The sequence below is a fragment of the Kitasatospora sp. NPDC058190 genome, assembly GCF_042883685.1.
Taxonomy (GTDB): Bacteria; Actinomycetota; Actinomycetes; order Streptomycetales; family Streptomycetaceae; genus Kitasatospora.
In genome coordinates, this window is record NZ_JBHVVI010000182.1 from 1 (window position 1) to 13,670 (window position 13,670).

Annotated in this window: 12 protein-coding genes; 4 read left to right on the forward strand and 8 right to left on the reverse strand. The window is 73.4% G+C overall.

Going from position 1 to position 13,670, the window contains the following annotated elements; all coding sequences use genetic code 11:
* The 8 genes from ACFVWU_RS41975 to ACFVWU_RS42010 form a co-directional block, all read right to left on the reverse strand.
* Positions 1-1,302 (reverse strand): amidohydrolase family protein (locus tag ACFVWU_RS41975; protein WP_387631346.1); only part of this gene is annotated, 1,302 nt, incomplete at its 3' end.
* 95 nt (positions 1,303-1,397) lie between these two features.
* A complete protein-coding gene (locus ACFVWU_RS41980) occupies positions 1,398-2,651 on the reverse strand; it encodes an MFS transporter (protein WP_387631349.1) in 1,254 nt (417 codons plus the stop codon).
* 34 nt (positions 2,652-2,685) lie between these two features.
* A complete protein-coding gene (locus tag ACFVWU_RS41985) occupies positions 2,686-4,314 on the reverse strand; it encodes an FAD-dependent monooxygenase (RefSeq protein ID WP_387631352.1) in 1,629 nt (542 codons plus the stop codon).
* Positions 4,315-4,364: 50 nt separating this feature from the next.
* Positions 4,365-4,760 carry a carboxymuconolactone decarboxylase family protein gene (locus ACFVWU_RS41990; RefSeq protein WP_387631354.1) on the reverse strand — a complete coding sequence of 132 codons (396 nt, stop codon included), beginning with the start codon at positions 4,758-4,760 and terminating at the stop codon, positions 4,365-4,367.
* A 99-nt stretch (positions 4,761-4,859) separates the two neighbouring features.
* Positions 4,860-5,546, reverse strand: a complete 687-nt coding sequence (locus tag ACFVWU_RS41995) for an HAD family hydrolase (RefSeq protein WP_387631357.1) — start codon at positions 5,544-5,546, stop codon at positions 4,860-4,862.
* Positions 5,543-6,265: an AAA family ATPase gene (locus tag ACFVWU_RS42000; RefSeq protein WP_387631358.1), complete on the reverse strand. Its 723-nt coding sequence runs from the start codon at positions 6,263-6,265 to the stop codon at positions 5,543-5,545. Before ACFVWU_RS42000 ends, ACFVWU_RS41995 begins: the two co-directional genes overlap by 4 nt.
* A 289-nt stretch (positions 6,266-6,554) precedes the next feature.
* Complete coding sequence (locus tag ACFVWU_RS42005; protein WP_387631360.1) at positions 6,555-7,403, reverse strand: helix-turn-helix transcriptional regulator; 849 nt, start codon at positions 7,401-7,403, stop codon at positions 6,555-6,557.
* A 330-nt stretch (positions 7,404-7,733) separates the two neighbouring features.
* Positions 7,734-8,486 (reverse strand): SDR family NAD(P)-dependent oxidoreductase, encoded by a 753-nt coding sequence (locus tag ACFVWU_RS42010; RefSeq protein WP_387631362.1) that lies wholly within the window; start codon positions 8,484-8,486, stop codon positions 7,734-7,736.
* Positions 8,487-8,615: 129 nt separating this feature from the next.
* Between ACFVWU_RS42010 and ACFVWU_RS42015 the strand changes: the two genes are divergently transcribed.
* From ACFVWU_RS42015 to ACFVWU_RS42030, 4 genes are all read left to right on the forward strand, one after another.
* Complete coding sequence (locus tag ACFVWU_RS42015) at positions 8,616-9,527, forward strand: LysR family transcriptional regulator (protein ID WP_387631363.1); 912 nt, start codon at positions 8,616-8,618, stop codon at positions 9,525-9,527.
* Positions 9,528-9,784: 257 nt separating this feature from the next.
* Positions 9,785-10,528: a dienelactone hydrolase family protein gene (locus ACFVWU_RS42020; RefSeq protein WP_387631365.1), complete on the forward strand. Its 744-nt coding sequence runs from the start codon at positions 9,785-9,787 to the stop codon at positions 10,526-10,528.
* A gap of 101 nt (positions 10,529-10,629) precedes the next feature.
* Complete coding sequence (locus ACFVWU_RS42025) at positions 10,630-11,838, forward strand: 4-hydroxybenzoate 3-monooxygenase (RefSeq protein ID WP_387631367.1); 1,209 nt, start codon at positions 10,630-10,632, stop codon at positions 11,836-11,838.
* Positions 11,839-11,889: 51 nt separating this feature from the next.
* Positions 11,890-13,632: a methyltransferase gene (locus ACFVWU_RS42030; protein WP_387631369.1), complete on the forward strand. Its 1,743-nt coding sequence runs from the start codon at positions 11,890-11,892 to the stop codon at positions 13,630-13,632.
* Positions 13,633-13,670 lie beyond the last annotated feature (38 nt).

The window sequence follows — 13,670 nt, forward strand, 5'->3', positions numbered from 1 at the left end:
GGCGCCCCGCAGGTGGGCGACGGAGGCGACGGCCAGCTCACGGGCGCGGGCGGTGTCGGCCACCAGGCGGCCGCCGCGCTTGACGACCCGTCCGGCGACCAGGACGGTGTCCACGTTGCCGGGGTGGGCGGCCAGCACGAGCGACTCGGCGGGGGTGGTGACCGGCGCCAGGTCGATGTCGCCGGTGCGCACCAGCACCAGGTCGGCGGCCTTGCCGGGCTCGAGGGAGCCGGTCCGGTCGCCGAGGTGGACGGCGCGGGCGCCCTCGACGGTCGCCATCCGCAGCACGGCCTGGGCCGGCAGGACCGGCTCGCCGTCCGGCGTCTCGGCGCGGTCGGCCGCCAGCGCGAAGCGCATCTGGGTGAACAGGTCGCCGCTGGACTCCAGCTCGGTGTCGATGCCGAGGCCGGGGTTGACGCCCGCGGCGCGCAGCCGGCGGACCGCCACGTTGCCGCCCAGGCCGGGCATGGTCAGCTCGATCTGCGGGCAGATCGACACGGTGGTGCCGGAGTCGGCGAGCAGCTTGAGCGCGTCGGCCTCGGCCCCGTTGACGTGCGCCAGGTTCAGGTCCGGGCCGAGCAGGCCTGCCTGGTGGAGCAGCTGGACGCCCTGGTGCTCGGGGCCGGGGCGGCCGGTGGACAGGTGCGTGGTGATCGGGATGCCGAGCTCGCGGGCGAGAGCGAAGTCCTTGACCGCGTTGTCGATGCCGGAGTAGTCCGGGCCCTTGGCGGCCATCGCCAGGGTGACCAGGCCGTCGTCCGAGGGCAGCAGCTGCTCGCGGACGCGGCGGATGTCGACCGGGTGGGTGGCGGCGAAGTCGAGCTTGGAGCCGATCGGCCAGGCGTGGCCGAACACCGCGCGCACGCCCGCGTCCTGGAGGGCCCGGACGGCGGCGTCGGCGTGCTCGGGCGAGTTCATCGCGTGCGCCCAGTCGAGCACCGTGGTGATGCCCGCGTTCAGCGCGGTGAGGGCGCCGAGGTAGGTGCCGGCGTAGACGTCCTCCGGGCGGACCTGGTCGCCCAGACCGATCAGGGTCTGGCCGACGTACTCCATGATGGAGGCCTCGGAGTTGGACTGCCGCAGGCTGCTCTGCCAGGTGTGCCGGTGGGCGTCCACCAGGCCCGGCAGGACGAAGGTGCCGGAGGCGTCGATCACCTCGGCGTCGGGGGCCGGCTCGAGGTCGGTGCCGACGGCGGTGATCCGACCGTCCTCGATGAGCACGTCGCCCGTCGGGAATTCGCGGTTCTGGGCGTCCATGGTGACGATCCAGCCGCCACGGACCAGGATCCGCTGAGTGGTCAAGGCAGTTCTCCCATTTTCTACGGTGACGGACCGGGGCCGGGCCGTCGTTCTTCGGTTCGGTGGTCGTGAAGTGGTTCGTGAGGTGGTTCGTGAGGTCAGGCCGCGTCGGCCGACCCGGCGCGGGCGTCGACCGCCCACACCAGCAGCGCCAGCAGGGCCAGGCCGGCGCCCACCGCGCACACCGCGCCCCAGCCGGCCGCCGCGTAGGCGGCGCCCGAGGCGGCGGATCCGGCGAAGCCGCCGACGAAGTACGTGGTGGTGTACGCCGTGGTGATCCGGCTGCGCGCGTCGGCCCGCAGCCGGTAGATCACGCTGAGGTTGGTGACCTGGATGCCCTGGACGCCCAGGTCGAGCAGGACCACCCCGAGCAGCAGGGGGATCAGCCAGTGGCCGCCGTTCAGGGCGAGCAGGCCCCAGCTGGCGAGGACCACGGCCAGCAGGACGCCGGAGGCCTGCCGGTCCAGCCGCCGGTCGGCGAACCGGCCGGCGATCCGGGCCGCGTACGCCCCGACCGCGCCGACCAGGCCGACCAGCCCGATCAGCGCCGCGTCGAAGTGGTACGGCGGCCGGGCCAGCAGGAAGGCGACGGAGGCCCAGAAGGCGTTGAAGCCGGCGAAGGTGACGAAGCCCAGCAGGCAGCGCCGCCGCAGGACCGGCTCCTCCCGGAGGATGGTCAGCACCGAGCCGAGCAGCGCCGGGTAGGAGAGGCGGGCGGCCGGCTCGACCTTCGGCAGCCGCAGCCGCAGCACGGCGGCCAGTGCCAGGGTGAGCACCCCGGCGGCGACGAAGACCGCCCGCCAGCCGGCCCAGCTGCCGAGCAGCCCGCTGCCGGTCCGGGCGAACAGGATGCCGAGCAGCAGCCCGCTCATCACCCGCCCGGAGACCTTCCCGCGTTCCTCCGCGGCGGCCAGGGTGGCCGCGAAGGCCACCAGCATCGGCCCGACCACGGTGCACATGGACAGCACCGCCATCGCCATGACCAGTACGGCGAAGTCGGGCGCGGCCGCGGCGGCGGCGCAGGCGACGGCCGTCACGGTGAGCATCACCACGACGATCCGGCGGCGTTCCGTGACGTCCCCGAGCGGCACCAGCAGGGCGAGCCCGGCCGCGTACCCTAGCTGGCCGACGGTGGTGACCAGGGAGGCCGACCCGCTGCCGAGCCGGAAGGCGTCGGCGATCCCGTTGAGCAGCGGCTGCACGTAGTACAGGTTGGCGACCGCGAGACCGCAGGCCCAGGCGAACAGGGTCACCAGGCGGGGGTCGATGCCCGCGCCGGGGTCGGCGGCGCTGCTCGGGGCGGCGGGGGGCGACGCCGGCGCCGCGTCACGGGCCGGGGTTCGGGGGGTCATGGCCGTCCTTCCGTCAGGACACGGGGGCGAGTGCTCAGCGGGCGGTGGTGGCGGTGACGGGCTCGGCGGGCCGGGCGCCGCGGAGGAAGGCGAGCACCTGGGCGGGGCGGTCGGCCCCGACCAGCAGCGCGAGGTGGCCGTCCGGGCGGACCACCGCGAAGGCGGGGTTGCGGCCGAAGGTGCGGTCGAGGGTCCGGGCCGGCCCGCCGCCGACCCGGGCGAGGTCGAGCACCGTGATCGAGGGGTCGAGCTTCTCGCGCAACTGGCGTGCCCGCTGGGCCCATTCGGCCTTCGGGCGCCGTCCGGGCCAGAGCAGCACGGTGTAGTGGGCGGGGTCGATGGCCGGCATGCCCGAGTCCAGCTCCGGCGCGACGAACATCGGGACGCGCTGGCCCGGTTCGATCGGCCGCGGGTGGCGCAGCAGGATCGGCTCGGTGGCGAGCCGGCCGTAGCTGACGTCGATCTGGCTGAGCAGCGGCACCACCATCCGGCTGACCAGCCCGGTCCTGCAGGCGGCGGTGAAGAGCGTGTCGCGCACGGCGATCCGCCCGGCGCTGCGCTGGAGGGCGAAGCGGGCCTGGGCCGCCGAGGTGCGGGACAGGCGGGTCGCACCGGCCTGCCGTTCGGGGGCGTAGCTCTCCAGGATCGATTCCCGCAGGGTGCCGTTGGCCACCCCGGCCAGCTTCCAGCCGAGGTTGGCGACGTCCATCAGCCCGACGTTGAGGCCCTGGCCGCCGGCCGGGCTCACCACGTGCGCGGCGTCGCCCACCAGGAAGCACCGGCCCTTGCTGAAGGTCTCGGCGATGCCGAGCCGCGGGCGGAAGGCCCGGGTCCAGTCCGGGGTGCCGACCTGGATGTCGCGCCGGGAGCGGGAGCTGAGGATGTGCTGGATCAGCTCGCGGGAGGGGTTGCCGTCCTCCTCGCGCCGGTGCGGGGTGGTGGCGGCGAAGCGGTAGCTGCCGTTGCTCAGCGGCACGATCGCGGCGACGCCGTCCCGGCAGTAGTAGTACTGGCCGAGCGGCGGCACGTCACCGGAGAGCGGGACGTCGCCGATGGCGTAGGTGACGTCGATCTCCTCGCCGTCGAAGCGGATCCCGAGTTCGGACCGCACGGTGCTGGCGGGCCCGTCCGCGCCGACCAGCCAGCGCGGCTCGACGGTCTCGCTGGTGCCGTCGGGGTGCTTGAGCAGGGCCCGCGGCTCGGCCCCGGAGCCGTCCAGCGAGACCAGCTCGACCCCTCGCTCGACGACCCCGCCGAGTTCGGCGAGGCGTGCGCGCAGGATGCGCTCGGTGTCGCGCTGCGGCAGCGCCAGGATGAACGGGTACGGCGAGTCGGTGAGGGTGCTGAGGTCGGCGGTGCCGAGCAGCCGGCCCTCGGAGTAGTAGCTGAGGCCGCTGGTGCGCCGGCCCTCCCGGACCAGGGCGTCGGCGACGCCGATCCGCCGGAGCATCTCCAGGTTGCGCGGCCAGACCAGGACCGCCTTGGAGTGCGGGTCGCTGGTGTCGATCCGCTCCTGGCGGTCGATCAGCCGAACGCCCACGTTCTGCTGGAGGAGTTCGCAGGCCAGCGCCATGCCGATGGGCCCGGCGCCCACGATCAGCACCTGCGGGGCGGAGTCGCGGCCGGCGTCCGGCTGGGCCGGGGGCTGCTCGTCGGCGGGCATCTGTGGTCCTTTCGTCTGGCGTGTGTTGTCGCGGCCTCGGAACGAGGTGGTCAGCGGTCCTGGAACTTCTCGACGGCGCTGCGCGCGACCGCCATGGCGTTGATCGCCCGGGGCACGCCGGCGTACAGCGCGACCTGGCTGAGCGTCTCGGCGACCTCCTCGGCGGTGGCGCCGTTGCGCAGCGCTCCGCCGACGTGGAAGCCGAGCTGGCCCTCGCAGCCGCCGAGGGCGGCCAGGACGGCGACCGTCACCAGCTGGCGCGTGCGCAGGTCGAGACCGGGGCGGCCGACCACCTCGGCCAGGCCGAAGGCGACGGTGTCGGCGAGCGCCGGGGCGGTCGCGTCCAGCGCCTCCCAGGGCGCGGCGGCGGCGGTGTCGCCGGCGAGGCGGTGGAACACCTCGGCGGCCTCCTTGCGCAGCGCGGCGGCGGACTCGTGGTCGTTCATCAGTGTTCTCCGGGAGGGTGGTCGGGGCGCCGTGGGCGGCTCCGGCGGGTCGGGCCGTGGACGGCTTCGGCCGGTCGGGCTGTCGGTGGCTTCGCCGGGTCAGGCCGGGAGCGCGGCCGGGGTGTCGGCCCAGCAGGTCCAGTTCCGGCTGCGGGCCTGCTCGACCACCGCGTGGTCGGCGTTGGCGACCACGACCGGGTGCCCGACCGACTCCAGCAGCGGCAGGTCGGAGATGTGGTCCCCGTACGCCCAGGAGCGGTCGAGGTCGAGGCCGTGGGTGCGGGCGGCCTCGGCGAGCGCCTGCGCCTTGTACCGGCCGATCATCGGGTGCGGGAGCTCCCCGGTGTGGACGCCGTCGGCGACCGTGGGCCGGGCGCAGATGACCAGGTCCGCGCCGAGGTGGCGGCCGATCGGGTCGAGGCAGGGCGGGAAGGAGCCGGACACCAGCACGGTGAGGTGCCCCTGCCTCCGGTGCCCCTGGAAGGCCGCCAGCGCGCGCGGGTGGAAGAGCGAGCCGCCGGCGAGTTCCCGGGCGAACCACTCCCGGCCCAGCGCCGCGAGTTCGGCCTCCGGCCGGCCCGCGTAGTTGCGGTAGTAGAGCAGGTTGGCCTCCTCCCGCCGGCCGTTGGCCCGGGCCTCGGCGAGCCTGGCCATGGCCTCGTCGTAGGCCGAGTCGGGCAGGCCGCGGGCGGCGAGGTCGAACCGGAGGAAGCCGAGCATGCTGACCACGGTGGTCAGCGTCTCGTCGACGTCGAAGAAGGCCGCCCGGCGCCCGCCGGCGCTCACTTCGCCCCTCGCGTCCCGGCGGGGACGCGCTCGGTCTCCAGTCGCAGGTCCTGGCCGCCGTAGTCGGCCTTGGCCCGCCGGATCGCCTCGTCGACGGGGATCAGCGCCGGCAGGTCGAACAGCTTGACGATCTGCTGCAGCCGCTCGGCGATGGTGCCGCCGATCACGTGGTACGGCATGCCCATCTCCGCGAAGCTGTCCAGCAGCATCTCGTCGCAGAGCCGCCGGAACTGGTCGTTCATCGGCCGGTGGCCGTCGGCCACGATCGGCAGCTCGTTGCGCAGGTGCACGAAGGTGTCGTAGGTCTTGGCGACGTGCTGCTTGAAGGCGCTGCCGTACTGGACCATCACCTGCTCGAAGAAGTCCATCTCGGCCGTCCGGGGCACCGCTTGGCCCTCGGCGAGGTGGGCGGAGGCGCTCGGGTTGATGCCCGCGCGCACCCGCAGGGTGCCGTAGATCCACTCCTGCAGCGAGGAGCCGTCGGAGACGAAGCCGTCGCCGAGGAGGTTCTCGTGCACCGCGCGCTCGACGTGACGGCGCATCACCAGCTGGAGGAACTCCGGCGGGGTGCACTCCGCGAGCGCCTTGCCCGGCAGGGCTTCGGGAAGGATCTCCCGCATGGTCTTGGCCAGCGTCCGCGGCATGCCGGTCAGGTGTGACAGCGCCATCACCGTGAACGTCTTGCCGGACGAATACGTACCCGAGACTGCCAACTTCACGTCTGCTCCCCGTTGTTACCGGTCTGCCGGTTCGTCGGACGGCGAATCCCGGGAGCCGGCCCGCTGTCCCCGCGGCCGCTCGCCTTCGCCTTGAAGAACGCTAGATCGGTTCGCTGCCGGGTGGCAGTGTCGGATCATGGTGGTGGTGGGAACACCAGGAACCGGATATCGGACGAACGCGGCGGGGGCGGGTGGGCGCGGTTGCGCTCCACCCGCCCCCGTCGGGCGCAGCGGTGGCCTGGCGGCCTCCTGGCGGACCGACCTGCCAGCGACCGGCCGGCCGGCCGGCTCAGGCCACCGCTCGGTCGGGCCCGGCCAGTTGTCCCAGCAGCAGCCTGAAGGAGGCCGAGGCGGCGGTCTGTTCGTCCGGTGCGTACAGGTGCAGCCTCAGGTGCGGTGCCTCGCTGAGGTCCAGTGCGGTGTGCTCGAAGGTGAGCGGGCCGCACCGGGGGTGGGTGACGGTCTTGGTCGTCCGGGTGGCCAGGCTGATCTCGTGCCGGTCCCAGAAGGTGCGGAACAGCGGGCTCTCGGTGCGCAACCGCTGGGCGACGTCCATGAAGTGGTGGTCGTCCGGGTAGCGCGCCGCCTGGGCGCGGAGGAAGCCGATGACCTCCCCGGCCACCGCCTCGACGTCCGGGAACCTCGCGCGCCAGTCGGCGTCCAGGAAGAACCGGACCGCCTGGTTGTTGTTCTCGTCGGTCAGCCCGAACACCTCCCGGGCGGCCTTGTTGAACACCGGGATGTTGCCGTAGCGGTCGACCAGTTTCGCCGGGAACGGCATCCAGCGGTCGACGATCCGCTGGAGCCTCGGCGGGATGCCCTCGGTGTGGGCGTCGCGCGGCAGCGGGGAGTTGAGGCCGGCCAGCCGGTGCAGGTGGGCCCGCTCCGGCTCGCCCAGCCGCAGGGCCCGGCTCACCGCGTCCAGGACCTCGGGCGAGACCTTGATGTCCCGGCCCTGTTCGAGCCAGGTGTACCAGGAGACGCCGATCCCGGCGAGGACGGCCACCTCCTCCCGTCGGAGCCCGGGGGTCCGCCGGAATCCGGCCGAGGGCAGGCCGACGTCCTCCGGCTTGAGGGCGGCGCGACGGCTTCGCAGAAAGTCTCGCAGTTCCGCCCGTCGGGCCTGCAGTGGATTCATCCCGTCAGGTAATTTCTGCATGTCACCCAGCCTAACCCCAAACTTTTCGGGCCAGCCGTCACCCGACTGTCAACCGGGCCTCAAAAGCCGGTCCGACCTGCCGGTATAGGTTAATCGACTGGCCCGCTCGGCGAATGCGGAACATCAGGTTCTATTCTCGACGAACCTATTCCGGACATTTACCGTCCACGACGGACCCGGGAATAGCGCGGCAGCGGCGCGCCGAAATGCCGGGCCGCCACGGCGGGAGCCCCGGGCGGGTTCCGGAGCTTCCGCGCGCGTTCCGTGTCGGTTCCGTGCGGGTTCCGGGGATCCCGTGAAGGCCGCCCGTCACCGCGGGTGGATGCCGCCGTCCAGCCCGATCACCTGGTTGGTGAGGTAGCCGTTGCGCAGCACTGCCATCACCAGGTCCGCGACCTCCTCCGGGCGCCCGTAGCGGCCGACCGGGACGGCGGGCGTGAGGCTGCCCTCGGTGAGCGAGGGCAGCATCCGGGTGTTCTCGATCAGCGCCGGCGCCACCGCGTTGACCGTCACCCCGTGTCCGGCGACCTGCGGCGCCAGCGAGTGCACCAGACCGTGCAGCCCCGCCTTGGAGGCCGCGTAGTGCGGGCCGACGATGCCGCCGATGAAGGCGGCCGTCGAGGAGATGAACACCAGCCGGCCGTACCGGCGGGCCATCATCGCCGGGATCACCTCCTGGGCCAGCAGGAACGGCGCCCGGAGGTTCACCGCGAGGGTGCGGTCCCAGGTCCTGGTGTCGACGGCCAGGCGGATCCGGCGCGGCGCGCAGCCGGCGTTGGGGATCAGCGCGTCGATCGGGCCGAGCGCGTCGGTGGCCTCCCGGACCAGCCGTTCCGGGGTCCGGGGATCGGCCAGGTCGCCGCGCAGGGCCACCGCGTCCAGCCCGATGTCCCAGGCCTCCTCGGCCAGTAACTCGGCCTCTTCGTAACGGCTGTTGGCCACGAAGGCCACCCGCGCCCCGGCCGAGATCAGCCGGCGGCCCAGCGCGCCGCCGATCCCGCCGGACGCACCGGTCAGCAGCACCACCCGCCCGGCCAGACCCGATTCCTCCAGGTGCATCATCAGCTCTTCCTCCCACCGGTGCGGATCAACGACTGCACCTCACCATGCGGTCGCCGGGCTTCCGGTGTCCAAGACCCATTCCCGAAGCTGTCATACCCTGCGGGCATCACAACTGAGGAGTGATGCCCGGTGGACCTGGACCTGAGGAAACTGCGCTACTTCGTGGCCGTCGCGCAACGGCAGCACTTCGGCCGGGCCGCCGAGGAGCTGCACATCGCCCAGTCCGTGCTGTCCCGTCAGATCATGGCACTGGAACGGGAGTTGCGCGTCCAGCTGTTCGTCCGGACCAGGCGCACCACCGGGCTGACGCCGGCCGGCGAACAGCTGCTGGCCGACGCCGAACCGCTGCTGGCGAACGCCGAGGCGGTTCGTCGGCGGGCCGCCCGGGCCGGCGGCTCGGGGCCGCTCGGCTTCACCGTCGGGTTCATGCCCGGCCTGATCGTCACCCCGGCGGTACGGGTCATGTCGGAGCGCCACCCCGAGCTGGCGGTCGAGGTGCTCCGCACCAGCTGGGACGACCAGGTCCAGGTGATCAACGACGGCCGGGTGGACGTCGGCTACCTCCGACTGCCGGTCGACCAGCGCGGACTGACCGTCCTCCCCCTGCTCACCGAACCCCGCGTGGTGGTGCTCCCCGCCGACCACCGGCTGGCCGGCCTGAGCGCCGTCACCCTCACCGACCTCGCGGGCGAGCAGCTGCTGCAGAACCCCGAGGCCGTCCTGCCGGCGCAGGACGCGGCCGCCCTGCGGGACGGCCGGGCGCGGCCCTCCGTCCAGGCCATCCGCACCGTCGAGGAGAAGCTGGAGTACGTCGCCGCGGGCCACGGCATCGTCGTCCTGCCGCTCTCCGTCGCCACCTTCTACACCCGCCCCGACGTCACCCACCTGCCCGTCCACGGCCTGCCGCCCAACCAGGTGGCGCTGGCCTGGGACCGCAACCGCAGCAGCCGGCTGATCGAGGAGTTCGCCGGCATCGCCGCCACCCTCCAGGCCGCCCCGCTCGACACCGTCGACGCCCGCCCGGCCACCGCCCACGGCTGAGCGCCAACGGCTCCCACCCCGGCGGCGTCCGGGAAGGACGGGGCTGGCCTCGGCCGGTCCGGTGGACTATGGTGTCCGGCGATGACTACCGGGACGGCCTTGCGCCACACACGAATTGGTGACCCGGCGCTCCGCTGAGCGCCGTACGGGCCGCCGCGGGCCCGCAGTTCGATCGAGGATCCGGCGCCGTCGCGCGGGCTCCGCCTCCGTCGTGTTGACCACACGCTCGACACGTCAACCACGACAGGAGACCTCCCTTGCCCATCAAGACGCTGACGATTCCCACCCCGGACGGCCGGGCCGACGCCTTCGCCGCCCACCCCGACCGCGACGGGCGGCACCCCGGGGTGCTGATGTACGCGGACGCCTTCGGCATCCGGCCCGTGCTGCGGGAGATGGCCCGTGAACTGGCCGGGCACGGGTACTACGTGCTCGTCCCCAACTTCTTCTACCGACACGGCCCCACGCCGGTGGTCGAGCTTCCCGAGTACATCGGGGAAGAGGCCCGCGCCGCGGTCGTCGCCCGGCTGATGCCCTTGATCAGGACGCACACCGCCGAACGCGTCCTCAGCGACGCCGACGCCTACCTCGGCTTCCTCACCGCCCAACCCGAGGTCGCCGCCGGACCGGTCGCCGTGACCGGCTACTGCATCGGCGGCCTCCTGGCGATGCGCACCGCCGCGGCCCACCCCGGCCGGGTGGCCGCCGTCGCCGGGTTCCACGGCCCCGTGGGCGCCGACGGGCCCGACATGCACCGCCTCGTCTCCAAGCTCACCGCCCAGGTCCACCTCGGCCACGCCGAGACCGACATGACACCCGAGACCCTCGGCGAGCTGAACCGCGCCCTGGACGCCGCGGGCGTCGACTACACCTCCGAGATCTACCCCGGCACCGTCCACGGCTTCACCATGTCCGACACCGACACCTTCAGCCCCTCCGGACTGCGGCTGCACTGGGAGCGCCTGCTGCCCCTCCTCGGCCGCACCCTGACGCACGGCTGAGGTTCCGGCTCGGAAGGCGGGTAAAAGATCATCACTCCATTCACCAAGACGAGCTAATTGCCCCCTCCGATGTATCCACCCCCGGCTAAGATCCACTTCTCGTGACCGACCGTCAGAAAAGCACAGCAGCCCACGGCTCCGCCGACGTCGTCATCCTCGGCGCCGGACCGGCCGGACTGACCCTCGGAAATCTCCTCCTCGCGGCCGGGATCGACTGCGTCGTCCTCGAACGCGCCGACCGCACCCACGTCCAGACCCGGGCCCGGGCCGGCTTCCTCGCCGCGAACACCGTGCGCGTCCTGGACCGCCACGGCCTGGCCGAAGGCCTGCACCGACGGGGCATTCCCCATGGCACCTGCGAGTTCCGCACCGAGGTCGGCCGTTTCCGGCTCGACTACAGCACCCTCGGCCGCGGCGAGCAGCACACCGTCTACCCCCAACAGGACCTGGTCACCGACCTGCTGACGCACTACCTGGCGGCAGGCGGACGGATCCACTTCGAGACCGAGGCCCTGACCGTGGACGACGCCGCCGGCGCCCGCCCCACGGTCACCGTCCGCGATCCCGACGGCCGCCCCGGCCGGTGGCAGACCCGCTACGTCGCCGGCTGCGACGGCCGCCACGGCGCGGCCCGGCGCTCGCTGCCCTCCACCGCCCACCGCCACCACCGCGACCACGGCGTCAGCTGGCTCGGCCTGCTCGCCGAGGCGCCGCCGAGTCTGGACGCCGTCGGCTACGCGCTGCACGGACGCGGCTTCGCCGGGCACATGGCCCGCACCGCGGAGGTCACCCGCTACTACCTGCAGTGCGAACGCGGCGCCGCTCCCGACGCCTGGTCGCAGGAGCGGATCTGGGACGAACTCGGGCTGCGCATGGGCGCCGCCGACCACGGCCCGCTGCACCAGGGCCGGATCTTCCAACGCTCCGTCATCGACCTGCAGTCCGACGTCATAGAACCCCTGCGGCACGGCTCGCTCCTGCTGGCGGGCGACGCCGCGAGCCTGCCCGCCCCGGCCGCCGCCAAGGGCGCCAACCTCGCCGTCCTGGAGGCGGAACTCCTCGCCGAGGCCCTGATCGACGACCTCTCCCACGGCGACCCCGCGACGCTCGACCAGTACTCCCGGCGCTGCCTCGCCCACATCTGGCGTGCCCAGGAGTTCTCGCACTGGATGATCCAACTGCTGCACGCCCCGCTCGGATCGGACGAGGAATCGCACTTCCACGCATCCCTGCGGCGCTCACGCATCGAATCGCTGCGCACCTCGCGCACCTACCAGGACTGGTTCGCCGAGAACTACGTCGGCATCTGACCGCCCGGGCCCCACACCCCACCCCTCACAGCTTCGAAGGACGCCCCCACCATGACGGCGACACCTCCCTGCGACGCCACCTACCTGCGCGCGACCGCCGACTTCGTCAGGGACCACGACACCGCGGCCCTGCTCCCGCTCCTGCTGCCCGGACTCGACCGCGCCGAACTGCGCTCGCTGGCCGAGCACTGCCGCTTCGCGCACGCCGCGCTGCTCCTCCTACCGCCGGACGAGGAGACGCTGCGCACCCAACTCGCCTCCTGCGACCTGGACTTCGACGCGGATCCGCGGCCCAGCGTGGTGGTCCGCCGACGCCTGGCCGAACGGCACGGACGCGACGAGGCCGAACTCGACGTCACGATCCTGCGCCCGTCCGTACCCGGCGCCCCGAAGGAACGGACCGTCGAGATCTTCGCCCTGACCGTGCCGCCCGGCTCGGACCTGGCCGAGCTCGCCGCACATGAGCGCGAGCACCGGCACGAGTCCCACCTCGCCTTCGAGGTCCAGCACCCGGACCCGCTCGCCCTGCGCGGCCTGTGCGCACTCCTGGCCCGGCACGGCGCCGCCCCCGACGGCGGCGGCTACAACCCCCACGAGGACGCCACCGTCCTCTACTTCACCGCCCCCGCCGACTCCCGGACCGGCTACCGCCGGGTCGAGCTCCACGCGGGCGGCGACCACCCCGGCGTGCTCGCCGACCACCTCGGCTCCACCGGGGCCGACCGCGAGCACCGCTCGGCCGAGACGCTGCTGCACCTGCTCACCGGCGCGTGGACCACCCAGGCCCTCGCGGTCTCCGTCCGGCTCGGACTGCCCGACGCCCTCGACACCCGCACCGCCACCGACGCCCCGGCACTGGCCCACACCCTCGGCGCCGACCCGCAGAGCCTCGGGACCCTCCTGCGCTACCTCACCATGCTGACCGTGGTCACCGAGCACCACGACGGGTACCGCCTCACCGGACTCGGCACCCTGCTGCGCGCCGACACCCCGGGCACCATGCGGGCCCTGGCCCTGATGTACGGCGGCCCGTTCTACCGGTCCTTCGCCGCCCTGGAGCACACCGTCCGCACCGGCGAGGCCGCCTTCGACCACCTCTTCGGCGAGAACCACTTCCTCCACTTCGCCCGCGACCCCGAACTGGCCTCGCTCTTCGACCAGTCCATGGCCGCCAGCGCCCGCATGTTCGACCCCGTCCCCGCCCACCCGGCCTTCACCGCCGCCGCCGAGGCGCCCCGCCCGGGCACCGTCGTCGACATCGCCGGCGGCAACGGCGAACTGCTCGGCCGCCTGCTCACCGCCCACCCCCGGCTGCACGGCGTCCTGCTGGAGCGCCCGCACGCCGTCGAGGCCGCGCGCACCCGACTCGACGCGCTCGGCTGCGGCGACCGCAGCAGCTACGTGACCGGCGACTTCGCCGACGTCCCCGCAGGCGCGGACGTCTACGTCCTGTCCCGCGTCCTGCACGACTGGGACGACGCCCGCTGCGCCGAGATCCTGCGCCACTGCGCCCGCGCGATGCCCGCCCACGCCGACCTGCTCATCATCGAACGCGTCCTGCCCTCCGACGCCTCCACCTCCCTGGCCACCGCCTGGGACCTCCACATGATGGCCAACACCGGCGGCCGTGAGCGCCGCGCCGACCACTACGCCCGCCTCCTCGCCGACGCCGGCCTCCACCTCCTCGACGACGCGACCCCCCTGCCCCTGGGAGCCACCGTCCTGCACGCCCGCCGCACCACCTCGCCCCTGCCCCACCCCGCCCAGGCCCCGGAGGCGACCCAGCCGGCCTGAGCGGACGAACTCAGGGGCGGGGCCGCCGATCGGGTACC

Excerpts from the sequence above, each read along its gene's own strand:
- ACFVWU_RS41980 (WP_387631349.1), bottom strand. The coding sequence starts at position 2,651 with ATGACCCCCCGAACCCCGGCCCGTGACGCGGCGCCGGCGTCGCCCCCC.
- ACFVWU_RS41985 (WP_387631352.1), bottom strand. The coding sequence starts at position 4,314 with ATGCCCGCCGACGAGCAGCCCCCGGCCCAGCCGGACGCCGGCCGCGAC.
- ACFVWU_RS41990 (WP_387631354.1), bottom strand. The coding sequence starts at position 4,760 with ATGAACGACCACGAGTCCGCCGCCGCGCTGCGCAAGGAGGCCGCCGAG.
- ACFVWU_RS42005 (WP_387631360.1), bottom strand. The coding sequence starts at position 7,403 with ATGAATCCACTGCAGGCCCGACGGGCGGAACTGCGAGACTTTCTGCGA.
- ACFVWU_RS42010 (WP_387631362.1), bottom strand. The coding sequence starts at position 8,486 with ATGATGCACCTGGAGGAATCGGGTCTGGCCGGGCGGGTGGTGCTGCTG.
- ACFVWU_RS42030 (WP_387631369.1), top strand. The coding sequence starts at position 11,890 with ATGACGGCGACACCTCCCTGCGACGCCACCTACCTGCGCGCGACCGCC.